The organism is Geodermatophilus sp. SYSU D00742 (assembly GCF_054049935.1).
Genome location: NZ_JBJGYJ010000043.1, coordinates 1 through 23,964, shown reverse-complemented (window position 1 = coordinate 23,964; position 23,964 = coordinate 1). Strand labels below are relative to the sequence as shown.

At 74.7% G+C, this 23,964-nt stretch carries 20 protein-coding genes and 1 pseudogene; 6 read left to right on the top strand and 15 right to left on the bottom strand.

Annotated elements, in window-relative coordinates; translation table 11 throughout:
* Nucleotide 1: 1 nt before the first annotated feature.
* The gene (locus ACI78V_RS20930) at nucleotides 2-1,075 is read right to left on the bottom strand and encodes a class I SAM-dependent methyltransferase (RefSeq protein ID WP_456854263.1); all 1,074 of its coding nucleotides are present in this window, start codon (nucleotides 1,073-1,075) and stop codon (nucleotides 2-4) included.
* A 154-nt stretch (nucleotides 1,076-1,229) separates the two neighbouring features.
* Here ACI78V_RS20930 and ACI78V_RS20925 point away from each other — a divergent pair, with 154 nt between their 5' ends.
* Complete coding sequence (locus tag ACI78V_RS20925; protein ID WP_456854261.1) at nucleotides 1,230-2,747, top strand: MFS transporter; 1,518 nt, start codon at nucleotides 1,230-1,232, stop codon at nucleotides 2,745-2,747.
* Between the two features lie 512 nt (nucleotides 2,748-3,259).
* Here the strand turns inward: ACI78V_RS20925 and ACI78V_RS20920 are convergent.
* The 5 genes and pseudogenes from ACI78V_RS20920 to ACI78V_RS20900 all read right to left on the bottom strand — a co-directional run.
* Nucleotides 3,260-3,445 (bottom strand): annotated as a pseudogene (locus ACI78V_RS20920) (helix-turn-helix domain-containing protein); the annotation flags it as partial.
* A complete protein-coding gene (fahA, locus tag ACI78V_RS20915) occupies nucleotides 3,442-4,632 on the bottom strand; it encodes a fumarylacetoacetase (RefSeq protein ID WP_456854259.1) in 1,191 nt (396 codons plus the stop codon). The pseudogene ACI78V_RS20920 and the gene fahA, both read right to left, overlap by 4 nt.
* 55 nt (nucleotides 4,633-4,687) lie before the next feature.
* Nucleotides 4,688-5,893 (bottom strand): cupin domain-containing protein, encoded by a 1,206-nt coding sequence (locus ACI78V_RS20910; RefSeq protein ID WP_456854257.1) that lies wholly within the window; start codon nucleotides 5,891-5,893, stop codon nucleotides 4,688-4,690.
* Nucleotides 5,894-5,908: 15 nt separating this feature from the next.
* Nucleotides 5,909-7,600, bottom strand: a complete 1,692-nt coding sequence (locus ACI78V_RS20905) for an FAD-dependent monooxygenase (RefSeq protein ID WP_456854255.1) — start codon at nucleotides 7,598-7,600, stop codon at nucleotides 5,909-5,911.
* 8 nt (nucleotides 7,601-7,608) lie between these two features.
* On the bottom strand, nucleotides 7,609-8,571 hold the full coding sequence (locus ACI78V_RS20900) for an MBL fold metallo-hydrolase (RefSeq protein ID WP_456854253.1): 963 nt from the start codon (nucleotides 8,569-8,571) through the stop codon (nucleotides 7,609-7,611).
* Nucleotides 8,572-8,771: 200 nt separating this feature from the next.
* On the opposite strand from ACI78V_RS20900, the gene ACI78V_RS20895 reads away from it, so the two are divergent.
* Nucleotides 8,772-9,170 carry a response regulator gene (locus tag ACI78V_RS20895; protein ID WP_456854251.1) on the top strand — a complete coding sequence of 133 codons (399 nt, stop codon included), beginning with the start codon at nucleotides 8,772-8,774 and terminating at the stop codon, nucleotides 9,168-9,170.
* 23 nt (nucleotides 9,171-9,193) lie between these two features.
* Here ACI78V_RS20895 and ACI78V_RS20890 read toward each other — a convergent pair whose 3' ends face one another.
* From ACI78V_RS20890 to ACI78V_RS20875, 4 genes are read right to left on the bottom strand one after another with little or no spacing between them, the layout of a single operon-like run.
* Entirely contained in the window at nucleotides 9,194-9,820 is a 627-nt protein-coding gene (locus ACI78V_RS20890; protein WP_456854249.1) for a LutC/YkgG family protein, read from the bottom strand.
* Nucleotides 9,817-11,334: a LutB/LldF family L-lactate oxidation iron-sulfur protein gene (locus tag ACI78V_RS20885; protein ID WP_456854247.1), complete on the bottom strand. Its 1,518-nt coding sequence runs from the start codon at nucleotides 11,332-11,334 to the stop codon at nucleotides 9,817-9,819. Before ACI78V_RS20885 ends, ACI78V_RS20890 begins: the two co-directional genes overlap by 4 nt.
* Nucleotides 11,331-12,104: a (Fe-S)-binding protein gene (locus tag ACI78V_RS20880; protein WP_456854245.1), complete on the bottom strand. Its 774-nt coding sequence runs from the start codon at nucleotides 12,102-12,104 to the stop codon at nucleotides 11,331-11,333. The genes ACI78V_RS20885 and ACI78V_RS20880 overlap by 4 nt, the downstream gene beginning before the upstream one ends.
* The gene (locus ACI78V_RS20875) at nucleotides 12,101-13,120 is read right to left on the bottom strand and encodes a LacI family DNA-binding transcriptional regulator (RefSeq protein WP_456854274.1); all 1,020 of its coding nucleotides are present in this window, start codon (nucleotides 13,118-13,120) and stop codon (nucleotides 12,101-12,103) included. Before ACI78V_RS20875 ends, ACI78V_RS20880 begins: the two co-directional genes overlap by 4 nt.
* 159 nt (nucleotides 13,121-13,279) lie before the next feature.
* On the opposite strand from ACI78V_RS20875, the gene ACI78V_RS20870 reads away from it, so the two are divergent.
* The 4 genes from ACI78V_RS20870 (at nucleotide 13,280) to ACI78V_RS20855 (ending at nucleotide 18,426) form a co-directional block, all read left to right on the top strand.
* Nucleotides 13,280-13,642: an L-rhamnose mutarotase gene (locus ACI78V_RS20870; RefSeq protein ID WP_456854243.1), complete on the top strand. Its 363-nt coding sequence runs from the start codon at nucleotides 13,280-13,282 to the stop codon at nucleotides 13,640-13,642.
* Nucleotides 13,639-14,805 carry an L-rhamnose isomerase gene (gene rhaI, locus ACI78V_RS20865; RefSeq protein ID WP_456854242.1) on the top strand — a complete coding sequence of 389 codons (1,167 nt, stop codon included), beginning with the start codon at nucleotides 13,639-13,641 and terminating at the stop codon, nucleotides 14,803-14,805. Before ACI78V_RS20870 ends, rhaI begins: the two co-directional genes overlap by 4 nt.
* Nucleotides 14,806-14,897: 92 nt before the next feature.
* Nucleotides 14,898-16,934, top strand: coding sequence for a bifunctional aldolase/short-chain dehydrogenase (locus ACI78V_RS20860; protein WP_456854240.1), 2,037 nt, complete (start codon nucleotides 14,898-14,900; stop codon nucleotides 16,932-16,934).
* A 13-nt stretch (nucleotides 16,935-16,947) separates the two neighbouring features.
* Nucleotides 16,948-18,426, top strand: a complete 1,479-nt coding sequence (locus ACI78V_RS20855) for a rhamnulokinase (RefSeq protein ID WP_456854238.1) — start codon at nucleotides 16,948-16,950, stop codon at nucleotides 18,424-18,426.
* A gap of 11 nt (nucleotides 18,427-18,437) precedes the next feature.
* Here the strand turns inward: ACI78V_RS20855 and ACI78V_RS20850 are convergent, their stop codons facing one another.
* The 5 genes from ACI78V_RS20850 to ACI78V_RS20830 all read right to left on the bottom strand — a co-directional run bounded on the left by ACI78V_RS20850 (nucleotide 18,438) and on the right by ACI78V_RS20830 (nucleotide 23,826).
* Nucleotides 18,438-19,109, bottom strand: coding sequence for a hypothetical protein (locus ACI78V_RS20850; RefSeq protein ID WP_456854236.1), 672 nt, complete (start codon nucleotides 19,107-19,109; stop codon nucleotides 18,438-18,440).
* Between the two features lie 55 nt (nucleotides 19,110-19,164).
* The gene (locus ACI78V_RS20845) at nucleotides 19,165-20,037 is read right to left on the bottom strand and encodes a sugar phosphate isomerase/epimerase family protein (protein ID WP_456854234.1); all 873 of its coding nucleotides are present in this window, start codon (nucleotides 20,035-20,037) and stop codon (nucleotides 19,165-19,167) included.
* A gap of 86 nt (nucleotides 20,038-20,123) precedes the next feature.
* Nucleotides 20,124-21,239 (bottom strand): ABC transporter permease, encoded by a 1,116-nt coding sequence (locus ACI78V_RS20840; RefSeq protein WP_456854232.1) that lies wholly within the window; start codon nucleotides 21,237-21,239, stop codon nucleotides 20,124-20,126.
* Nucleotides 21,236-22,273, bottom strand: a complete 1,038-nt coding sequence (locus tag ACI78V_RS20835; protein ID WP_456854230.1) for an ABC transporter permease — start codon at nucleotides 22,271-22,273, stop codon at nucleotides 21,236-21,238. Before ACI78V_RS20835 ends, ACI78V_RS20840 begins: the two co-directional genes overlap by 4 nt.
* Nucleotides 22,270-23,826, bottom strand: a complete 1,557-nt coding sequence (locus tag ACI78V_RS20830; protein WP_456854228.1) for a sugar ABC transporter ATP-binding protein — start codon at nucleotides 23,824-23,826, stop codon at nucleotides 22,270-22,272. Before ACI78V_RS20830 ends, ACI78V_RS20835 begins: the two co-directional genes overlap by 4 nt.
* Nucleotides 23,827-23,964 lie beyond the last annotated feature (138 nt).

Sequence of the window (23,964 nt, the reverse complement as noted above, 5' to 3'; positions counted from 1 at the left end):
CTCAGGCCGCGACGCGGGCCACGTAGAGCGAGTCGAGGGGGTCGTCGGGCACCTCGTGCACGGCGACGTCGACGAAGCCGGCGTCGGCGAGCATGCGCAGCGCCAGCTCCTCCCCCCACACCGCGCCCAGCCCGGCGCCGCCCCGGGCCAGCGAGACCGTCATGCAGTGCAGCGTGCTGACGGCGTACAGCCACGGCGCCATCGGGTTGCCGACGTTGTCCTCCAGCGCGGTGGCGGCGCGCGTGTCCATCATGACGAACCAGCCGCCCGGCTCGAGGGCGGCGCGGATGCGCGCCAGGACGCCGGCGGGGTCGGCCTGGTCGTGGATCGCGTCGAACGCGAAGACGGCGGTGAACGGCGGCTCGGTCGGCATCCTGGTCACGTCCAGCGCCTCGAATGTGGCGTTGGTCAGCCCCTCCGCGGCGGCCTCCGCCCGGCCGCGGGCGACCGCCTCCTCCGCGAGGTCGTAGCCGACGAAGGTCGACGCGGGGAACGCCCGTGCCAGCAGGGTCACCGCGTGTCCCGTGCCGCAACCCACGTCGGCGGCCCGCGCGTCCCCTGCCGCGAGGCGGGCGGGCAGCTCCCCGGTCAGCGGCAGGAGCCCGCCCAGCAGGTGCTCGTCGAGCAGACCGCGGGACAGCTCGTCCATGACCTGGGTGAACTCCGGCCGGTACGCCTCGTACGGCACGCCGCCACCGGTGCGGGCAGCCGCCGCCACCGCCGGCACGTGCCGCCCCAGCAGCCCGGTCACCAGGCTGACCGGCGCCAGGTTCGCGGCCCCGGCGCCGGTCAGGAGGACGGCGTGCTCGGCCGGCAGTGCGTACGACCGGGTGGCCGGGTCGTGGTCCACGACGCCGGCGGTGACCAACGCGCCGAGACACTCCCTGACGTAGCGCTCGACGAGGCCGGCCCGGGCGGCGAGCTCGTCGCTGGTCCCGGGCCCTGCGGCCAGAGCCGACAGCAGGCCGGTGCGGTGCGCGAGGTCGATCATCAGCGTCACCATGCCGCCGGTGTAGAACTCGAGGAGCCGGTCGGCGAAGGCGGCGACGCGGGTCGGGTCCAGGGACGTGGTCATGGTCGGCTCCCGGGGTGCGGCGGCCACGGTAGGCCGGTGCCCCGCCGCGGTCCAGGGCCCGACAGCCTCGGCCCGCGGCGCCGCCGTCCCCGGCGGAGAATGGTCCGTGGGCGTGCACCTGGCCGCCTCTCCCTCGTTCCCCGGAGGCGCCCGCGTGTCCACGCCCGCTGTCCGCACGACCCCCGCCGGTCCGACCGGCTCCGACGGGAGCGGCCACCGGCCGGACCCCCGGCGGTGGCGGGCGCTGTGGGTGACGCTGGTCGCGGGCTTCATGAGCCTGCTCGACGTCAGCATCGTGTCGGTCGCCCTGCCGTCGCTGCAGCAGGACCTGGGGGCGTCCCCGGCGACGGTGCAGTGGGTGGTCTCCGGGTACGCGCTGACCTTCGCGTTGATGCTGGTGCCGGCCGGGCGGCTCGGGGACGCGCTGGGCCGGCGCCGGATGTTCCTGGTGGGCCTGTCGCTGTTCGTGGCCTGCAGCGCCGCCGCGGGGGCCGCGCCGTCGGTCGAGCTGCTCGTGGCGGCCCGGCTGGCCCAGGGGCTGGCCGCCGGCTGCCTGGCGCCGCAGAACTCCGGCCTGATCCAGCAGCTGTTCCGCGGCGGCGAGCGGGGGAGGGCCTTCGGCCTGTTCGGGGCCACGGTCGGCGTCTCCACCGCGGTCGGGCCGATCGTCGGCGGGCTGATCCTGACCCTGGCCGACGGCTCCGGCGGCTGGCGGTGGATCTTCTACGTCAACGTGCCGATCGGCGTGGTGGCCGTCGTGCTGGCCTGGCGGCTGCTGCCCCGTGGCGGCACCGGGGAGCGCGGGCGCATCGACGCCGGCGGGGTGCTGCTCCTCGGTGTCGGCGCGCTCGCCGTCCTGCTGCCGCTGGTGCAGGCGGAGTCCGGCGGGCTGGCCCGGCTGTGGTGGCTGTTCCCGGTCGGGGCGCTGGTGCTGACGGCGTTCGTCGCCTGGGAGCGGCGGGTGGTGCGCCGCGGCGGGCAGCCGGTGTTCGACCCCCGGCTGGTGACCGGGACCCGCGGCTACGGGATCGGCGCCGCGCTCGCCACGCTCTACTTCGTCGGCTTCAGCGGCATCTGGATCGTCCTCGCGCTGCTCTTCCAGAACGGTCTGGGCTACACCCCGCTGCTGTCGGGGCTGGCGGTCACCCCGTTCGCGGTCGGCGCCGCCGTCTCCGCGGCGGTGGCCGGGCGGCTCGTCGAGCGCCACGGCCGCGTGATCACCGTCGTGGGGCTGGTGCTGGTGGTGGCCGGCCTGACCGTGGCGGCGGTGCTGCTGCTCGTCGTGCCGGCGTCGGCGGTGGGGTGGGCCGTCGGGCCGGCCCTCCTCGTCGGCGGGGTCGGCGGCGGCTGCGTCATCTCCCCCAACATCACCATGACCCTGCGCGACGTCCCGGTGCGGATGGCCGGCGCGGCCGGTGGCGGGCTGCAGACCGCGCAGCGCTTCGGCGCCGCGATCGGCACCGCGGCCCTGCCGGGCCTGTTCTACGTCGTCCTCGCCGGCACCGGCGAGGACTTCCCGACGGCGGCGGCCGCGGGGCTCGGCGTCGCGGTCGTCGGGGTCCTGGGCGCGCTGGTGCTCGCCGTCGTCGACCTGCGCCGGAGCCGGGCCCGTGACGCCGCGGACGACGCCGAGCGGGACGACGCGCAGCGCCACGGCCACGCCCACCCGTGAGTTCCGCGGAGGGCGGCGGCCACCTCCGCGGCGGCGGTCACGGCGCGCCCGATGTGCTCGACGTCGGCGGTGTCGTCGACGTGGACCACCGCGATCGCGGCGCGGGCGCCGCCGTCGGGACCGGGGACCGGGGCGGCGACCGACCGCATGCCGGGGATGACCTCGCCGTGGGAGGTGGCCCAGCCGGTGCGCCGGGCCTCCTCGAGCTCAGGGCGGTCGCCGGCCGCGGGCGGCTCGGGGATGAGCAGCGCCAGGCCGGGCGCGCCGCGGTCGACCGGGTGGCGGGTGCCGGGGCGGTAGACGACGTGGGCGGTGGTGTCGTGCGGGCCGACGCTGGTGACCGTGACCGCGTCGTCCCCGGCCCGGACGAGGAGGAACGCCGTCATGCCGAGCTCGGCGACGAGGTCGTCGAGCCGGGGGAGGGCCGCGGCCTGCAGCCCCGCGCGGACGCCGCGGGAGAGCGCGGCCAGGCCCGGGCCGAGCGTGAAGTGACCGGCACGGTCCCGCTCGACGAGCTGGTGGTCCTCGCGGGTGCGCAGCAGCCGGTAGGTGATCGACCGGTGCAGGTCGACGCCACCGGCGATCTCGGCCACCGCCAGCGGGGTGCCGGCCGCGGCCAGGTGCTCGAGGATGCGCAGCCCGCCGTCCAGCGTCTGCGACTGCGGCGCAGGGCCCGCGCTGGGCGGGTCGGTGCTCATCGGGCGGGCTCGACCCGGCCGGTCACCTCGCCGAGGGAGATCCGTCCCCCGGCGGTACCGGGGGCCGTGGCGGTGATCGTCACGACGTCGCCGTCCTCCAGGAAGGTCCGGGTCGAGCCGTCGGCCAGGGTCAGTGGCTCCGTGCCGTTCCACGACAGCTCGATGAACGACCCCCGCTGGTCCGCGCGCGGGCCGGAGACGGTGCCGGACGCGAACAGGTCGCCGGTGCGCAGGGACGCGCCGTTGACGGTCATGTGCGCCAACTGCTGGGCGGGTGTCCAGTACAGCGACCCGAACGGCGGGCAGCTCACCAGCTCGCCGTTGAGCCTCACCTCGAGCACGAGGTCCAGACCCCAGGCCGCTGCCGCGTCGTCCAGGTAGGGCAGCAGCGGGACGTCGCGGGCCGGGGGTGGCACCCGCGCGGCCTCCAGCGCCGCCAGCGGCACCACCCACGGCGACACCGAGGTGAGGAAGGACTTGCCGAGGAACGGGCCCAGCGGCACGTACTCCCAGGACTGGATGTCACGGGCGGACCAGTCGTTGACCAGGCAGACGCCGAAGACGTGCTCGGGGAACGCCGCCACCGGCACCGGCGAGCCGAGTTCCGACGGCGTCCCCACCACGAACCCGACCTCGGCCTCGATGTCCAGCCGCCGGGACGGACCGAAGGACGGCCCCGGTTCGGCGGGCGCCTTGCGCTGGCCCTGCGGGCGGACGACGGGCGTGCCGGAGACGGCGACGGTGCCGGCGCGGCCGTGGTAGCCGATCGGGAGGTGCTTCCAGTTGGGTGTCAGCGGCGCGGAGTCGGGCCGGAACATCCTGCCGAGGTTCTCGGCGTGGTGCTGGGAGCTGTAGAAGTCGACGTAGTCGGCGACCTCCACCGGCAGGTGCAGGGTCAGGTCGTCGCGGGGCGCGAGGTGCGGCTCGATGTCGGCGCGGTGCGTCTCGTCGGTCAACCACGCCGTGAGCCGGGCGCGCAGCTCCGCCCACGCCCCCGGACCCTGGGCCATGAAGGCGTTGAGCGACCCGGTGGCGTGCAGGGGGTCTCCGGTGGCGGCGGCCAGGTCCAGCACGTGCTCGCCGACCGCCACGCCGGTGCGCGGTGCGCTGCCGGCGGTGGAGAAGACGCCGTAGGGCAGGTTGTCGAGCCCGAAACCGGTGTCGGCCGGCAGGTCCAGCCACGTCATCGCGAGGTCCCCTCCCGGGCGTGGCGCGCCGACCGAGCGTCGCCGTGGGGGGCCCTCACGCGCCCGGCCCCCGGCCCGACCAGGACCACGCGTAGACGCCGTCGTCGGCCGCCGTCCCGGCCTCGCCGAGGGAGAGCGACCGGAAGGTGTCGACCATGACGGCGGTCTCGTCGAAGTACTCGACGCCGAGGGAACGCTCCACCGCGCCGGGCTGCGGACCGTGCGCGTGCCCGCCCGGGTGCAGGGAGATCGAGCCCCTGCCGATGCCCGAGCCCTTGCGGGCCTCGTAGTCGCCGTCGACGTAGAACATCACCTCGTCGGAGTCGACGTTGGAGTGGTAGTAGGGCACCGGCACCGCGAGCGGGTGGTAGTCGACCTTGCGCGGCACGAAGTTGCAGATGACGAAGTTGGCGCCCTCGAACACCTGGTGCACCGGCGGGGGCTGGTGCACCCGGCCGGTGATCGGCTCGAAGTCGGCGATGTTGAACGCATAGGGGTAGAGGCAGCCGTCCCAGCCGACGACGTCGAACGGGTGCTCGGGTGTCACGTGCACGGTGCCGGCCAGGCCGCCGGGACCGTCGCCACGGTGCTTGACGTAGACCTCGACGTCGGAGCCCTCGACGACCAGCGGGTCGGCGGGCCCGCGCAGGTCCCGCTCGCAGTACGGCGCGTGCTCGAGGAACTGGCCGTACCTCGACAGGTAGCGCCTCGGGGGAGCGATGTGGGAGTTGGCCTCGATCGCGTAGGTGCGCAGCGGCTCGGTCCCGGAGGGCACCCAGCGGTGTGTGGTGGCCCGGGGGATGACCACGTAGTCGCCCTGGCCGACCTGGAGCGCGCCGAAGACGGTCTCCACGGTGGCCGCGCCCCGCTCCACGTAGACGCACTCGTCGCCGACGGCGTTGCGGTAGTAGGGGCTGGTCAGGCTGGACACCGCGTAGGAGATGCGGACGTCGGCGTTGCCCAGCACGAGCCGCCGTCCGCAGACCGGGTCGACGGCCTTGTGCTCCTCGCCGGGGAACAGGTCGTGCAGCTTCAGGTGCCGGGGGACCAGCGGGGTGTTGGCGGTCAGCGACTGGTCGGGCAGCTCCCAGGGGCGGGCGTCGACCAGCGACGAGGGGATCCCCCGGTGGTAGAGCAGGGAGGAGTCGGAGCTGAAGCCCTCCTCGCCGATCAGCTCCTCGGAGTACAGGCCGCCGTCGGGACGGCGGAACTGGGTGTGCCGCTTCGGCGGGACCTCGCCCACCTGCCGGTAGAACGCCATGGGGGTTCCTCTCGTTCAGCTGCCGGTCACCGTGGCCGGCCCCCGGGCAGGGGCCCTGGCCCCGTCCCGGGTCCGGCCCCGGGACGGCGAGGGGTGTGGTGGACGGGGGCCTTCTCCGGGCGGTGGGGAGCACGGGGCTCCTTCCCGGGCGAGCAGCCGGGCCACCGCGGGGGCGACGTCGGCGGCGCGGGTCAGGACGGCGGCGACGTGCGCGTCGGGGCGCAGCACCCAGGTCTCGTCGCTGCGGGCGCCGAGGGCCTCCCGCAGCACGGGCCCGGGGTCGAGGTCGCCGATGCGGTGCACCGCCACCGGCGGGTTCCCGGAGGACGGGAGGGCGGGGAGCTCCGCGTCGTCCGCGACCAGCACGGTGACCCCCTCGCGGGCCAGCTGGCGCAGCCGCACGACGTCGGGCCGGCCGGGCACGGTGACCGGGCAGTCGGGCACCAGCACCCCGGGCGCGGGGACGGGGACGTCGCCGCGGGCCGGCCGGCCCGGGAACGGACGGCGCTCGTCCGGGGTGGTCAGCGGTGAGTCGACGTACCAGAACGGCTCCGCCAGCCGGCCGGAGTCGACCCGCGCCCGCGCCGACGGGTCGGTCGCGGCCCGCTCCAGGACCTCCCGGCGGTGGCGGGCGTCGGCCTCGGTGCCGGGCACGAGGAAGCGCATGGTCGCGCTGGTGACCTCGAGGTTCTCCAGCGCCGCCGCGTGCCGTTCGGCGTGGTAGCTGTCGAGCAGCCGCTCGGGCGCCCACCCGTGCCGGACGAAGGCGATCTTCCACGCGGCGTTCTCCGCGTCCAGGACGCCGGAGTTCAGCCCGCGGGCGCCGAAGGGGGAGTAGAGGTGCGCCGCGTCGCCGGCCAGCAGGACCCGGCCGACCCGCATGCGGTCGACGACCCGGGAGGAGAAGCGGTAGACCGACTTCCACACGATCTCGTAGGGGCGCTCGCCGACGACCTGCCGGATCCGCCGGTCGAGGGCGCCCGACGCCTCCTCGGCGGCGAGGTCGAAGTCCGGCGGGACCTGCCAGTCGATGCGGAAGGTGGAGTCCGGGCAGGGGTGGATGAGCACCTGGCGGCCGGGGTTCCACTCCGGGTCGAAGTAGAACCGCCGCTCGGTCTCCCAGCCGGGCAGGTCGGTCCGGATGTCGCAGATGAGGAACTGGTCGCCGAAGGTCTGCCCCTCGAAGGTCACGCCGAGCGCCTCCCGGACGGCGTCGGAGCGGGCGCCGGAGCACGCGACCAGGTGCGAGCCGCGGACGGTCCTGCCGTCCTCACACCTCACGGTCACCCCGTCGTCGTCCTGGTCGATGCCGGTGGCGCGGTGCCCCCAGCGCACCTGCACCAGCGGCTGCGCAGCGAGCGCGGCGTCCAGCAGTTCCTCGGTCTCGCACTGCGAGATGTTGACGAACGGGGGGAAAGGGGAGCGACCGCGGTCGGCGAACCGGACGCTGAACAGCTCGCGGTCGCGGTGGAAGGTGCGCGCCGTCGTCCAGGTGACGCCGCGGCGGGCGACCTCGGCCCCCACGCCGACGGCGTCCCAGACGTCGAGGACGTCGCGCTGCTGGCAGATCGCCTTGCTGCCCACGGGATCGCGGTGCGGTCGGCGGTCGAGGACGACGACGGGCAGGCCCCAGCGGGCCAGCAGCAGGGCGGCGGTCTGGCCGACCGGGCCGGCGCCCAGGACGAGGACGGGTTCGGTGCCGGTCATCGGGGGCCTCATCCCTGCAGCTCGGCCCAGACAGCGCGGTCGCGCTCGGCGGTCCAGATGACGGGGCGCTCGATGCCGGAGAACTCGTCCCACAGCCGCTGGACGTCGAAGGGGAGGCAGTGCTCGAAGATCGGCCACTTGCCGTACTTCGGGGCCAGGGCGGTGTGGGTGGCGGCGAAGGCCTGCTTGAGGGTGCCGCCGGCGCGGTGCACGTCGCCGACGGTGCGCTGCATGGTGAGCAGGAAGTCGCGGGTCTGCTCGATGGCGGCGTCGACCTGGTCGCGGCCGCGGGCGATGGCGCCCCGGCCGCCGATCAGCTGCTGCGCGCCGAGGGCCTTGACCCGGTCGAGGGTGCCGGACGCCCAGTCGAAGTGGAACGCGTCGCCGGTGTAGAGCGCGGCCTGGGACTCGACCAGGTCGCCGGCGAAGAGGATCTCGTGCTTGGGGATCCAGGCGACGATGTCGCCCTCGGTGTGCCCGCGGCCGAGGAACTCCAGCACCAGCTCGCCGCGGTCGCCGCCGAGGTCGATGGTGAGCTTGTCGCGGAAGGTCATGGTCGGCCAGGTGAGGCCGGGGATGGACTCGGGCTCCTCGAACAGCCGTGGCATGCGGCCGTACTCGCTCTCCCAGTCCTGCTGGCCGCGCTCGGCGATCAGGTGCTTGGTCTGCTCGGAGCTGACGATGATCTCGGCGTCGGAGGCGCTGGCGCCGAGCACCCGGACGGCGTGGTAGTGGCTGAGCACCAGGTAGCGGACCGGCTTGTCGGTGTGCTCGCGCAGCCTGTCCAGCCAGCGGCGGGCCGCCACCGGGGTGGCCAGCGCCTCGAAGCAGACGAGGAAGTCCTCGCCCTCGATGGCACCGACGTTCGGATCGCCCTCGGCGGTCAGCGCGTACACGCCGTCGGCGAGCACCTCGAGGGTCTGCTCCTTGACGCCCAGGTCGGCGGAAGAAGCGAAGGGCTTGGCTGCCATGGGGACTCCCGCGGTGGCGTTCGATATCCGGGCGAGGTGACCGCTAACCGGTACGACGGTAGCCGCCGTGTGGTGCCCGCCACAAGAGCCGGTGCCGTGGTCCGTCATGCCGGGGTCCGGCGAGCGTCGTCCCCGGTGTGACCACGACCTCGCTCACGGTCCCACGGCCCGCCCTGATCCCACCCCTTCCCGAGGCGCCGATGATCACGGTCCTGCTCGCCGACGCCCACCCCGTCCTGCGCAGCGTGCTGCTGTCCACGATCGCCGACGCCGGGGACATCCGCGTCGTCGCCGAGGCCGAGACCGCGGAGGAGCTGCTGGAGGCCGGCCTGCGTGCCCGCCCGGACGTCGTCCTCGTCGACCCGGAGCTGCCGGGGGCGGATCCGCTGCAGGCGTCGTGCGAGCTGCGTGACGCCCATCCGCGGGTGCGGGTCCTCGTGCTCGCGCGCTGCTTCAGCCTGGTGACGTTCTCCCGTGCCCAGCGCCTCGGTGCCGCCGGCTACCTGCTCAAGAGCGACGGGCTGGACGGCCTGCCGCGGCGCATCCGGGCCGTCGCCGCCGGCGCCACCGCCTGGACGCCGGGCGCCCACGCGCGCTGACCTGCCGCGACGCCGCGAGCCCGTCAGGCGACGACGACGACGACCAGGGTGCGGGGCCCGTGCACGCCCTCCACCCGGGACAGCTCGATGTCGCTGGTCGCCGAGGGCCCGCTCACCATCGTCAGCGGTGCGGTGGCCTCCAGGCGGGCCAGCGCCTCCGGCACCCCGCCGACCACCTGCGCGGTCTCGACCACGCACACCAGGCAGTCGGGCAGCAGCGACAGCGCCCGCCGTCCCGACAGCGGGCCGCCGTCCAGCACGAGGGTGCCGGTCTCGGCGACGGCCACCGCCACCCCGGTCACGGTGGCGGCGAAGGCGGTCAGGTCCACGGCCGGCCGCCCGTCGTCCTCCCCGACCCCGTCGGGCCGCCACGCCGCGGGCACCCCGGGGGCGACGACGACGCCGGCGGGCGCCCAGCCGGTGCCGAGCCCGGCGTCGAGGGCCGCGGCCACCGTCGCCGCGATCGCGTCCGGCCCGCAGCGCAGCACGGTGGCCCGGTAGTCCTCGAGCCGGTCGGTGAGGACGTCGAGCAGCTCGGCGGGGGAGCGGTCGTCGGTGGTCCGGTAGTGCCGGTGCACCTCGGGGGCGCTGCGCCGGTCGCCGAGCGCGGTGGCGATCCGGCCGAGCACCTCCTCGCGGGCGGTGGTCATCGTCCGTGCTCCCGGGCCCAGGCCCGGGTGAACGTCTCCCGCGGCGGGGTCGGCAGATCGCGGCTGCGGGTCCAGGCCGATGCGGGCGGCGGCAGGGCCGGGGGCAGCGTGGGGCGGCCGCGGGCGAGGAACCGGCCGAGACCGGCCGCGCGCTGGGCCAGCCGCCACAGCCGCGGGCGCGACATGGCCGCCGACAGGGCGCGGAACGCGGCGGCCTCCGGCGTCGTGCGCTGCTGCGCCTCCACGTGCTCGGCGCGCAGGTGCACCAGGATCGAGGGGATGTCGATGGCGACCGGGCAGGCGTCGTAGCAGGCGCCGCACAGCGACGAGGCGTACGGCAGGAAGGCGTTGTCCTCCACCCCGGTCAGCTGGGGGCTCAGCACCGCGCCGATGGGCCCCGGGTAGACCGAGCCGTAGGCGTGCCCGCCGGTGCGCTCGTAGACCGGGCACACGTTGAGGCAGGCCGAGCAGCGGATGCAGTGCAGCGCCTCGCGGCCCACCTCGTCGGCGAGCACCGCCGTCCGCCCGTTGTCGAGCAGCACGAGGTGGAACTCCTGCGGGCCGTCGCCGGGGGTCACGCCGGTCCACAGCGAGGTGTAGGGGTTCATCCGCTCACCGGTGGAGGAGCGGGGGAGCAGCTGGAGGAAGACCTCCAGGTCGCGCCAGGTCGGCACCAGCTTCTCGATGCCCATGACGGTGATCAGCGTCTCGGGGAGGGTCAGGCACATCCGGCCGTTGCCCTCCGACTCGACCACGGCCAGTGTGCCGGTCTCGGCGACGGCGAAGTTCGCACCGCTGATCGCCACCCGCGCCCGCAGGAACCGCTCGCGCAGGTGGGCGCGGGCGGCCATCGCCAGGCGCCGCGGCTCGTCGGTCAGGTCCGCTCCGGCGCCGGGCTCGGCGAACTGCGGCATCGTGCGCAGGAAGATCTCGCGGATCTCGGCCCGGTTCTTGTGGATCGCCGGCACCAGGATGTGCGACGGCCGGTCGTCCCCGAGCTGGACGATCAGCTCGGCCAGGTCGGTCTCGTGCGCGGCGATGCCGGCGGCCTCGAGCGCCTCGTTGAGGCCGATCTCCTGGGTGGCCATGGACTTGACCTTGACCACCTCGTCGGCGCCCGTGGCCCGCACCAGCCGGGTGACGATCTCGTTGGCCTCGGTGGCGTCGCGGGCCCAGTGCACCGTGCCGCCACGGGCGGTGACCTGCTCCTCCAGCCGGACCAGCAGCTCGTCGAGGCGCGCCATCGTCGCCTGCTTGAGCGCCCTGCCGGCCTGCCGCAGCTCCTCCCAGTCGGGCACCTCCCCGACGACGGCGGCCCGCTTCGCGCGGATCGTCGAGGTGGCGTGGCCGAGGTTGGCCCGCAGCTGCCCGTCGCGCAGGGCGTCACGGGCGGCGTCGGGGAACGGCCGGTCCCCGCGCAGGTGGCCCACGCCGCGGGGAGCGGTGGGCAGGCCGAGGAAGGTCGAACCCGGTGGGGGCACCGACGCGTGCATCGGTGGCCGGGTCGCGGTCATGCGGGCACCGCCGGGCGGGTGGCCTGGTAGGGGGTCACGGCGTCCTCCGTGCTGGCGAGGATCTCGGCCAGGTGCACCGTCCGCGTGCCCGAGCACAGCCGGGACAGCCCGCCGCCGATGTGCATCAGGCAGGAGGCGTCTCCGGCGGTGCAGACCTCGGCGTGCGTGGACAGCACGTTGGCCATCTTGTCGGTGAGCATGGCCGTGGAGGTGTCGGCGTTCTTGACCGCGAACGTGCCGCCGAAGCCGCAGCACTGGTCGGCGCCGGGCAGTTCCACCAGCTCCAGCCCGCGGACGGCGCGCAGCAGCCGCAGCGGCCGGTCGCCGACCCGCAGCAGCCGCAGCGAGTGGCAGGTCGGGTGGTAGGTGACGCGGTGCGGGTAGTACGCGCCGACGTCGGTGACGCCCAGGACGTCGACGAGGAACTGCGACAGCTCGTACGTGCGTGCGGCCAGCGCGTCGGCGTCGGCGGCCAGGGCGTGCTCGCCGGCCCGGCGCAGCACCACCGCCTGCTGGTGGTGGATCGACGCCACGCACGACCCGGACGGCGCCACGACCGCCTCGGCGCCGGCGAAGGCGCGCACGTGGTTGGCGACGATCGGCACCGCCTCACGCCGGTAGCCGGTGTTGACGTGCATCTGCCCGCAGCAGGCCTGCCCCGGGGGGACGACGACCTCGTGGCCCAGCCGCTCCAGCAGCGTCGCCGTCGCGTGCGCGACCTGCGGGACCACCGTGTCGACCAGGCACGTCGCGAAGAGCGCGACCCTCATGTGTCCTCCCCGTCTCCGCCGCCCGGGCGGCTGGTCCGGCTCGACTCGCGGACGACCAGCACCGGCTCGAACAGCGGCTGCTGGTGGCGGTGGCCCGCCCGGCCCTCGTCGAGCAACAGCTCCGCGGCGCGCCGGCCGATCTCCTGGCGCGGCTTGCGCACCGAGGTCAGCGGGACGGCGGCGGCTGCGGCGAAGTCGATGTCGTCGTAGCCCACGATGGCGAACTCGCCGGGCACCCGGACGCCGCAGCGCACCATCTCCTGCAGCACGCCGAGCGCGATGAGGTCGTTGGCGCAGACCGCGGCCGTGGGGCGCCGCGCCGCCGGGATGCCGAGGACCTGCGCGGCCGCCTCCCGCCCGCCGGCCACGGTGAGCTCCTCCGGCGACAGCACGGTCAGCCCGGCGTCCGGCGCCTCGCGCACCGCCGCTGCCACCCCGGCGCGCCGCTCCTGGATCTGCGGCAGCCCCGACGCGCCGCCGACGAAGGCCAGCCGGCGGTGTCCCCCGGCCAGCAGGTGCTCGGCGGCCAGCCGGCCACCCAGGACGTCGTCGGTCGCGACGGCGCACTGGTCGGCGTCGGGCGCCCGGCGGTCCACCAGGACCACGGGGACGCCGCGGGCGCGCAGCGCGTCGAGGTCGGGGCTGAGCTCGGCGGTGGGGGTGATGAGCACCCCCTGCACCCGCTGCTCGGCCAGCACCGCGAGGTGGGCGGACTCCTTCGCGGGCCGGTCGTCGGAGTTGCACAGGATCAGCGCCAGCCCGGCCGCGTTGACCACGTCCTCCACCCCGCGGGCGACGTCGGTGAAGAACGGGTTGGCGATGTCGAGGACCACCAGGCCCACGGTGCGGCTGGAGCCGGCCCGCAGCTGGCGGGCCGACTCGTTGCGGACGAAGCCGAGCTCGGCGATCGCGTCGAGCACCCGGCTACGCGTGGGCGCGCTGACCAGCTCCGGCCGGTTGAGGACGTTGCTGACGGTGCCCACCGAGACACCGGCGCGGCCGGCGACGTCCCGGATGCTCGCGGTCAGCGGTCCTCCTCCAGCGGGTGCCGTCGCTGGTCGCCCAGCCCGTCTTGACGCATTCCTACCGCACTGACTATGGTCCGCACCACACCGGTGTGAAACGTTTCACCGGCCGTCCCGGCGACGAGGCCGGGCGGGACCGCCGGAGGACCCGTGCCCCGCGTCTGCTTCACCCTGCAGGTCCGGCCCGACCGGCTGGACGAGTACCGGGCGCGCCACGCCACCGTCTGGCCGGAGATGCTCCGCGCCCTGCGGGACGCCGGCTGGCGGGAGTACCAGCTGTTCCTGCGCGACGACGGCCTGCTGGTGGGCACCGTGCTCACCGACGACCTCGCCGCTGCGCAGGCCGCGGTGGACGCCGCCGCGGTGAGCGCCCGCTGGGAGGCCGAGATGGCCCCCTTCTTCCAGACCGGCGACGGCCGCGGCAAGTCCACCCTCGACCTCGTGTTCGACCTCGACGCCCAGCTCACCGAGGCCGGCGAGACCACCACGGCACAGACAGGAGACCGACCGTGACCGACCCCCGTGCCCGGGCCCTCGAGGCCCTGGCCCAGCAGACCGTCGAGCTGCCCTCCTGGGCGTTCGGGAACTCGGGCACGCGGTTCAAGGTGTTCGGGCAGCCCGGCGTGGCCCGCGACCCCTTCGAGAAGCTCGAGGACGCCGCACAGGTCCACGCGTACACCGGTGTGGCCCCCCGGGTCTCGCTGCACATCCCCTGGGACCGGGTCGACGACTTCGGGGCGCTCGCGAAGCACGCCGCCGACCTGGGGCTGCGCCTGGGCGCGATCAACTCCAACCTCTTCCAGGACGACGACTACCGGCTGGGCTCCCTGACCCACCCCGACCCCGCCGTCCGTCGCAAGGCGGTCGACCACCACGCCGAGTGCGTCGACGTCATGCGGGCCACCGGCTCGACCGACCTGAAGCTGTGGCTGCCCGACGGCACCAACTACGCCGGGCAGGACGACCTGCGCGCCCGCCAGGACCGGCTGGCCGAGTCGCTGCGGGAGGTCTACGCGCTGCTCGACCCGGGCATGCGGCTGCTGCTGGAGTACAAGTTCTTCGAGCCGTACTTCTACGCCACCGACATCCCCGACTGGGGCACCTCGCTGCTGCACTGCCTGGCCCTCGGCGAGCAGGCGCAGGTCGTGCTGGACACCGGCCACCACGCGCCGGGCACCAACATCGAGTTCATCGTCGTGCAGCTGCTGCGCGTGGGGCGGCTGGGCGCCTTCGACTTCAACTCGCGCAACTACGCCGACGACGACCTGATCGTCGGGTCGGCCGACCCGTTCCAGCTGTTCCGGATCATGAACGAGATCGTGCAGAACGACGCCCTGCTCGACGCCGGGGTCAACTTCATGCTCGACCAGTGCCACAACATCGAGCCGAAGATCCCCGGCCAGATCCGCTCGGTGATGAACGTGCAGGAGGCCACCGCCAAGGCCCTGCTGGTCGACCGCGATGCGCTGCGGGCGGCCCAGGTCGCCGGGGACGTCCTCGGCGCGCACGCCGTCCTGATGGAGGCCCACGCCACCGACGTCCGCCCGCTGCTGGCCGACCTGCGCGAGTCGAAGGGCCTGGACGCCGACCCGTACGCGGCCTACGCGCGGTCGGGGTACCAGGAACGCATCGCCCGCGAGCGCGTCGGCGGCCGGCAGGCCGGCTGGGGCGCCTGACACCGACCCCTCCCGTGCACGTCGCCGGATGTGCCGGCGCAGATCCGCGGACGTGCGCGCACCCCCCCCGACCTCCCGGAAGGAACCATCCAGTGACGAGCCCCGTGGTCAGTGATCTCCTCGCCCGCAGCAACCGGCTGGGCGCCGACCCGCGCAACACCAACTACGCCGGTGGCAACACCTCGGCCAAGGGGGAGGGGACCGACCCGGTCACCGGGCAGCCGGTGGAGCTGCTCTGGGTCAAGGGCTCCGGCGGCGACCTCGGCACACTGACCGAGCCGGGCCTCGCCGTCCTCCGGCTGGACCGCCTCCGCTCGCTGGTGGAGGTCTACCCCGGCGTCGATCGCGAGGACGAGATGGTGGCCGCGTTCGACTTCTGCCTGCACGGCCGCGGGGGGGCCGCGCCGTCCATCGACACCGCGATGCACGGCCTCGTGACCGCGCCGCACGTCGACCACCTGCACCCCGACTCCGGCATCGCGCTGGCCACCGCCGCCGACGGGGAGGCGCTCACCCGCGAGTGCTTCGGCGACCGCGTCGTGTGGGTGCCGTGGCGCCGACCGGGCTTCCAGCTGGGCCTGGACATCGCCGCGATCGCCGAGGCCAACCCGCAGGCGATCGGCTGCATCCTCGGCGGGCACGGCATCACCGCCTGGGGACAGACCAGTGAGCAGTGCGAGGCCAACAGCCTGGAGATCATCCGGACGGCCGAACGGTTCCTCGCCGAGCGGGGCAAGCCCGAGCCCTTCGGCCCGGCGCTGCCCGGCTACGAGCCGCTCCCGGAGACCGAGCGCCGGCACCGGGCGGCGGCCCTGGCACCGGTCGTCCGCGGGCTGGCGTCGACCGACAAGCCGCAGGTCGGGCACTTCACCGACGCCGACGTCGTCCTCGAGTTCCTGGCCGCCACCGAGCACCCGCGGCTGGCCGCGCTCGGCACCTCCTGCCCGGACCACTTCCTGCGCACCAAGGTGCGCCCGCTGGTCGTCGACCTGCCGGCCGGCGCCCCGCTGGAGGACGTCGTCGCGCGGCTGCGGGCACTGCACGAGGAGTACCGCGCCGAGTACGCCGCCTACTACGACCGGCACGCCGGCCCCGACAGCCCGCCGATGCGCGGTGCGGACCCGGCGATCGTGCTGGTGCCCGGCGTCGGCATGTTCAGCTTCGGCAAGGACAAGCAGACCGCGCGCGTGGCCGGCGAGTTCTACGTCAACGCGATCAACGTGATGCGCGGCGCCGAGGCCGTCTCCACCTACGCGCCGATCGACGAGTCGGAGAAGTTCCGGATCGAGTACTGGGCGCTGGAGGAGGCCAAGCTGCGGCGGATGCCGGCGCCCAGGCCGCTGGCCACCCGCGTCGCCCTGGTCACCGGTGCGGCGTCCGGCATCGGGAAGGCGATCGCCCACCGGCTGGCCCGGGAGGGGGCCTGCGTCGTCGTCGCCGACCTGGACCTGCAGAAGGCCACCGACGCCGCGGCGGAGATCGGCGGCACCGACGTGGCCGTCGGGGTGGCCGCGGACGTGTCCGACGCCGAGGCGGTGGCCGGGGCGTTCCGCGCGGCGGTGCTCGCCTTCGGCGGGGTCGACCTGGTCGTGAACAACGCCGGCCTGTCGATCTCCAAGCCGCTGCTGGAGACCACCGAGGCCGACTGGGACCTGCAGCACGACGTCATGGCCAAGGGCAGCTTCCTCGTCTCCCGCGAGGCCGCCCGCATCATGATCGAGCAGGGGATGGGCGGCGACGTGGTCTACATCTCGTCGAAGAACTCGCTGTTCGCCGGGCCGAACAACATCGCCTACGGCGCGACCAAGGCCGACCAGGCGCACCAGGTCCGGCTGCTGGCCGCCGAGCTCGGCCCGCACCAGATCCGGGTCAACGGCATCAACCCGGACGGCGTCGTCCGCGGGTCGGGCATCTTCGCCGGCGGCTGGGGTGCCTCGCGGGCCGCGGTCTACGGGGTCAAGGAGGAGGAGCTGGGCGAGTTCTACGCCCAGCGGACGCTGCTCAAGCGCGAGGTCCTGCCCGACCACGTGGCCGATGCCGTCTTCGCCCTCACCGGCGGTGACCTGACCCGGACGACGGGCCTGCACGTCCCCGTGGACTCCGGCGTCGCCGCCGCCTTCCTCCGCTGAGGCAGGGGCAGGGATGGCCATCCCCGCCGCCGGGGCGTTCGCGGCGGTCGACCTGGGGGCGTCCAGCGGCCGGGTGATGGCCGCGCGGGTCGACCCGGGCCGGCTGGAGCTGACCGAGGCGCACCGGTTCCCCAACCGGCCGGTGCGCACCGCCGGCACGCTGCACTGGGACGTGCTGGGCCTGCACGCCGGCGTCCTCGACGGCCTGCGCGCCGCCGGGCGGGAGCTCGGCCGGCTCGACGGCGTGGGCATCGACAGCTGGGCGGTCGACCACGGGCTGCTGGACGCCGACGGCGCGCTGCTGGGCAACCCGGTGCACTACCGGGACGCCCGCCACGCGACGGCGGTCCCCGCGGTGCACGCCGCGGTCGGCCCCGGGGAGCTCTACCGGGTCAACGGGCTGCAGCACCTGCCGTTCAACACCGTGTTCCAGCTCGCCGCGGCGCGGGGTCGCGTGCAGTTCGCCGCGGCCCGCCGGCTCCTGATGGTCCCGGACCTGCTGACCCACTGGCTCACCGGCACGGTCGGGGCCGAGGTCACCAACGCCTCCACCACCGGGCTGCTCGACGCGACCACCCGCGAGTGGGCGTGGGAGCTCGTCGACCGGCTCGGGTTCGACCGGGGGCTGTTCCCCCCGCTGCGGCACCCGGGGGAGCGGCTGGGGGAGCTGACCGCCGAGGTGCTGGCCGAGACCGGGTTGACCGGCCCGGTGCCGGTGACGGCGGTCGGGTCGCACGACACCGCGTCGGCCGTCGTCGGGGTGCCCGCGGCGACCGACCGGTTCGCCTACGTCTCCTGCGGCACGTGGTCGCTGGTCGGCGTCGAGCTGGAGAAGCCGGTGCTCACCGAGGAGTCCCGGACCGCCGGCTTCACCAACGAGCTCGGCGTCGACGGCACGGTCCGGTACCTGCACAACGTCATGGGCCTGTGGCTGCTGCAGGAGTCGCAGCGCACGTGGGCGGCGCAGGGCCTGCCCGCCGACCTGCCCGGGCTGCTGGCCGCCGCCGCGCAGGTGCCCGCCTTCACCGCCGTCGTCGACGCCGACGACCCGCGCTTCCTGCCGCCCGGCGACATGCCGGCCCGCATCGCGCAGGCCTGCGCCGAGACCGGTCAGCCGCCGCCGCAGAGCGTGCCCGAGACGGTGCGCTGCATCCTCGACAGCCTCGCGCTGGCCTACCGCCGCACCGTCCGCCGCGCGGTCGCCCTCTCCGGCCGGGACGTCGACGTCGTCCACCTGGTCGGCGGGGGAGCGCGCAACGCGCTGCTGTGCCGGCTGACCGCCGACGCCTGCGGGCTGCCCGTCCTCGCCGGCCCGGTGGAGGCCGCCGCGCTCGGCAACGTGCTGGTCCAGGCCCGGGCCGCCGGGGTGCTCGAGGGTGGGCTGGGCGACCTGCGTGCCGTGCTGCGGGCCACCCAGGAGGTCCACACCTACACGCCGTCCGGTCCGTCGGCCGCGTGGGACGCCGCCGAGGCGCGGCTCCCGCGCCCCTGAGCCGGCGTCGGTCAGCGCCGGGTCTCCCGGTCGATCTCGGCCTGTTCACGGTCGGCCTCGGCGGCGGCCCGGTCGGCGCGGGCCTGCGCACGGTCGGCCTCGGCCGCGGCGCGGTCGCGGCGGGACGCCTCGCGGTCGGCGCGGGCGGCCTCGCGGTCCCGGTCCGACGCCCGTCGATCGTCGCGCGCCCGAGCGCGGTCGGCCGCGTCGGCGGCGCGGTCGGCCGTCGCCCGCCGGCGGTCGTCCGCGGTGAGTTCCCGACGGGTGGCCGCGGTCTCCTCGTCGATCGACAGCTGCTCCCGGCCCCCCTCGGACGGCACGGGGCCGGCCGAGGCGGCGACCCGGCGGTCCGCCTCCCGTCCGGCCGGCCGCTCCGCTGCCTCCGCGTTGCGGCGACCCGCGGCCAGGTCGCGGTCCATGGCCTCCTGGTCACGCCGTGCGGCCAGGTCGATGCGCCGCTGGGCGGCCTCGTCCCGCTGCTGCGCCACCAGGTCCCGGTCGTCGGCGGCGTCGTCCCGCTGCCGGGCCGCCCGGTCCCCGCGCCCAGCGGCGTCGTCGCGGAGCGCGGCGGCCTCCTGCTGCCGGGCGGCCGCCGCGTCCCGCGCGCGGCTCGCCGCCGCCGACCGCTGCTCGGCGGCGGTCCGGCTCGCGTCCGTCGCCGCCCGCTCGTCGGACCCGTCCATGCCCCCGAGCGTGCCGCCGACCGGACCGGCGGACAAGGGACGGCGCGGCTCCGGCTCAGGAACGCGCGCCGGCGGCCAGCCCCTCCTTGACGAAGGCGAGCGCGTCGCGGGCCAGCGCGTCGTTGTCGGTCCAGAGGTTGCGCCAGATCGCCAGGTCGTTGCTGAGCGTGCGGTGCACGACCTCGGAGGAGAACGACTCGAAGGTCACGATGCCCTCGTAGCCGACCTCGGTGAGCGCGCCGAAGAACTCCGCCCACGGGATGGACCCGGTGCCCAGGGCCCCGCGGTGGGACTCGCCGACGTGCACGTAGCCCAGCCGCCCGGCCGCGGCCGCCGCCCGCACCGCCTCGCGGAACGAGTGCTCCTCGATGTTCATGTGGTAGGTGTCGAGGTGCGCCATGACGTTGGGCCGGTCCACGGCGGCGATGAAGTCCAACGTCTCCTGCGTGGTGTTGATGATGTTGGTCTCGTAGCGGTTGCAGAACTCCAGCGCCAGCGTGATGCCCGAGGCCGCCGCCTCGTCGGCGAGCCAGGCGATCGCCTCCTGCGAGTTGGCCCGGCCGCGTTCGGTCGCGGGTGCGGCGTACTTGCCGAGCTTGGAGTACAGGACGCCGCACAGCACCGACCCGCCGCTGTCGCGCAGCACGCGCAACGCCTGCCCGAGCCGCTGCCGCCCGCGCGCCACCACCTCGGGGTCCTCGCTGGAGACGTCGGTGTCCGCGCTCAGTCCCAGCGACGCGCTCACCTGCAGGCCGTGCTCCTGCAGCAGGCGGGCGGTCATGTCCCCGTTGAAGCCGGTGGGGTCGATCGGCGCGATCTCGATCAGGTCGTAGCCCGCCTCGGCGGTGGCCGAGATCGCCCGCCGGGCCTCGTCGGGGGTCCAGCCCCCGGTCCAGACCAGCGCGTGGACGCCGTGGGTGATCGGCATGTGGGTTCTCCTCGTCCTCGGGTGGGTGCCTGGGTGACGTCGTCCGGCCGGTGGCGAGGGCTCCCCGCCACCGGCCGGACGGCGGTTCACCCCGTCCTGCCGTACTTGCGGTTGGTCAGCCCGTTGAGCAGCGCGGCGAACACCAGCACGATGCCGAGCGCGAAGAGCTGGAACTGCGAGCCGGCGTTGCCCGGCACGGCGAGCAGGATGCCCGCGTTGAGCCAGACGATCAGCAGCGTCGCGAGCACCACGCCGGCGACCCGGCCGATCCCTCCGGTGATGGCCACCCCGCCGAGGACGGCGATGGTGATGGCCGGCAGCGCCATGCCGTTGCCGGCCACCCCGGCGTCGGGACGGGCGGAGGCGAACTGCGCCACGGTCACGACCGCGACGAGCCCGGAGATGACCCCGGCCACGAGGTAGGCGGTGAACCGGGTGCGGCGGACGTCGATGCCCGACCACTGCGCGGCGACGTCGTTGGTGCCGATGGCGTACAGCCGCCGCCCGTAGGTGGTCCGGTTGAGCAGCAGCCAGATCACGACGACCGTGGGCAGCAGGAAGGTGAGGATGCCCAGCGGCACCCGCAGCGGGTCCTCGCCGCCGCCGATCGGCACCGACCGCGCGGCGGAGAAGAAGTCCTGGATCGGCTGGGTGCTGATCGGCTGCTGGTCGTTGACGACGATCGCGATCGAGGAGAACGCGTAGTAGGTCGCCAGCGTGGTGATCAGCGCGGGGTAGCCGATGTAGGCGATCAGGAAGCCGTTGACCGCGCCGCAGAGCCCGCCGAACGCGGCGGCCAGCAGGATCGACGTCCACAGCGGCCAGCCCCACTGCCCGTAGGCGAAGCCGAAGACCATGCTGGTCAGGGAGACGATCGCGCCCACGGACAGGTCGATGCCGCCGCGCCCGGAGGTGATGACCAGCAGCTCCGCCAGGCCGAGCATCACCAGGGGCACGGCGCTGATGAGCGTCGCCGACATGTAGGACGCGTCGTACGGCGCGGACAGGTAGTTGCGCGCCGACAGGGTCAGGAAGGTGACGACGACGGCGACCAGCAGGACCAGCAGCAGCACGATCCGCTGGGTGAGCAGCGCCCGCAGCACGAGGGCGGGCAGCTGCCGGGCCCACGACTGCCGGGGCGCCGACCCGTCGTCCGGGGGCGGGGCCGGGGCGGGGGCCTGGGGGGAGACCGCGGTGCTCACGTCGTCCTCCTCGTCCGCTCCCGGAGCAGGTCCGCCCCGACGGCGATCAGGATGAAGATGCCGATGAACAGGGCCGACAGCTGCGAGCGCCAGCCCAGCTGGGTCACCCCCGAGGTGACCGTCTGCACCAGCAGCGCCCCCAGGACGGTGCCGAGGACCGAGCCGCGCCCACCCATGATCGAGGTGCCGCCGATGACCACCGCGGCGATCGCGGCCAGCTCCATCCCGGCGCCCACGTTGGGCGCCAGCGTGGACGTGCCCCGGGCGATGACGAAGCAGGCCGCCAGCCCGGTGAGCAGGCCGGTGAGGACGTAGGCCGACATCACCCGCCGCTGCACCTTGACCCCGGCCAGCCGGGCGGCGTCGGCGTCCCCGCCGATCGCGTACAGGTGCCGGCCGCCGGGCGTGTGCCGCAGGTAGTACCAGGCCAGCGCCGCGATCACCAGCATGATCAGGAAGCTGTGCGGGACGCCCAGCGTGCGGCCCGCCTCGCCGCGGCCGAAGAAGGCCAGGGTGCCGGGGATGTTGTCGACGGTGGTGCCGCCGAACAGCTGCAGGCCCAGGAACTTGAACAGGTTGGCGGTGCCGAACGTGATGATGATGGCGTGCACCCGCCCGTAGGCGATGAGCACGCCGTTGACGAGCCCGAGCACGCCGCCGAGCACCGCCGACAGCAGGACGGCGACCGGGAGGGAGACCCCGGAGTCGACCATCGCCTTGGCCACGACGACGGCGCACACCATGACGATCCCGGCCACCGAGACGTCGATGCCGCCGGTGATGATGATGACCGTCATCCCGATGCCGATGAGGGCGACCGGCGCCATGGCCACCAGCAGGGGCACGATCGAGCCGCTGGTCAGGAAGGCCGGGGTGGAGACGGCCAGGGCCACCCACAGGGCGGCGATCACCACGATCAGCACGATCTCCTGACCGGTGATCGGGAAGGGCAGCACCCGCCCGCGCGCCTTCGCGGTGTGGGCCTGCTCCCCGGGGGGCGTGCCGCCCGGGGGCGTGAGCGTCTGCGCGCTCATGCCGCCTCCTCCTGGTCGACCGCGCCGGCGGCGGCGGCGAGGACGTCGGCCTGGCTGGCGCCCGGCCCGAACTCCACGGTGGTGGTGCCGGCCCGGACCACCTGCAGCCGGTCGGAGATGCGGATGGCCTCGGGCAGGTCGGAGGTGACGATGAGGACGGCGGTGCCCTCGTCGGCCAGCGACCGGACGATCTTGTGGATCTCCTCCTTGGCGCCGACGTCGACGCCCTGGGTGGGCTCCACGAGGACCAGCACCTTCGGCCGCTCCACCAGCTGGCGGGCCAGCACGACCTTCTGCGCGTTCCCGCCGGACATCGCCGACACCGGCTGGCGCTCGTGCGGCGTCTTGACCGACAGGCGGGTGATGAACTCCCGGGCCACCTGCCGCTCGCGGCGCCGGTCCATCCAGGTGCCGAGCCGGGACAGCATCGGCAGGTGGCCGGCGGAGATGTTGAAGGCGATCGACTGGAACCCGAACAGGCCCTGCAGCTTGCGGTTGGCCGGCAGCAGCGCGATGCCCAGCCGCTTGGCCGCGCGGGGGGAGGTGGGGGCGATCGGCTCGCCGTCGAGCAGCATCCGGCCGGCCGTGGCCCGGCGCATGCCGTAGACGGTCTCGGCGACCTCCGCGGCACCCGAGCCGATCAGCCCGTAGAGGGTCACGATCTCCCCGGGCCGGACGGCGACGTCGACGTCGGCGTACTCCCCCTCGCAGCCCAGCCCCTCGAGGACCAGCCGGGGTGGGGCGTCGGGGACGGTGTGCTCGGGCGGGGTGTCCTCGAGGATGCCGCCCACCATCAGCTCGACGACCCGCCGGACCGAGAGCTCACCGATCGGCCAGGTGCCCAGCGTCTGCCCGTCGCGCATCACGGTGACCTCGTCGGCGATGACGAACAGCTCGTCGAGCCGGTGGGAGATGTAGATGATCGCGACGCCGGTGGAGGCCAGCCGCCGGACGACGCCGAAGAGCACCTCGATCTCGGTGTCGGTGAGGATCGCCGAGGGCTCGTCGAGGATGAGCACCTCAGCATTGCCCACCAGGGCCTTGGCGATGGAGACCTGCTGCTGCTCGGCGATGGACAGCTCGCTGACCGGGACGGTCGCGTAGCGGGCGGGCAGGCCGATGAGCTCCAGCAGCTCCACCACGCGGGCGTTCTGCGCGGCCCAGTCGACCCGCCCGCGGCGGGTGATCTCGCGGCCGGTGAAGACGTTCTCGGCGACGGTGAGGTCGGGGAACAGCTGCGGCTCCTGGTACACGGTGGCGATGCCCAGGGCGATGGCGTCGGCGGTGCCGGAGATGGTCACCGGCTGCCCGTCGAAGGTGATCCGCCCGGTGTCCGCGGTGGCCGCCCCGGACAGGATCTTGATCAGCGTCGACTTGCCGGCGCCGTTCTCACCGACCAGGGCGTGCACGGTGCCGGCGCGCACGGTCATGTCCGCGTTGCGGATGGCCCGCACGGCGCCGTACCGCTTGGACACCCCGGTCACCGACAGTCGCTCGGTGCCGGTCTGCGGCGGCCGGGCGGGCGCGGGCTCGGTCGTTCGGGTCTCGCTCATCGTCTCCTCGCTGCGGCCGGAGGCCGGGGAGGGGCGGCGGGGGGGCCGGGCCCCCCCGGGGGGGGTGAGTTGTTGTACAGGGCGGGGTTTTTGGCGGGGTTACCCCGGGGGGGGGCGCGGAGAATGACCTTTGTGGTG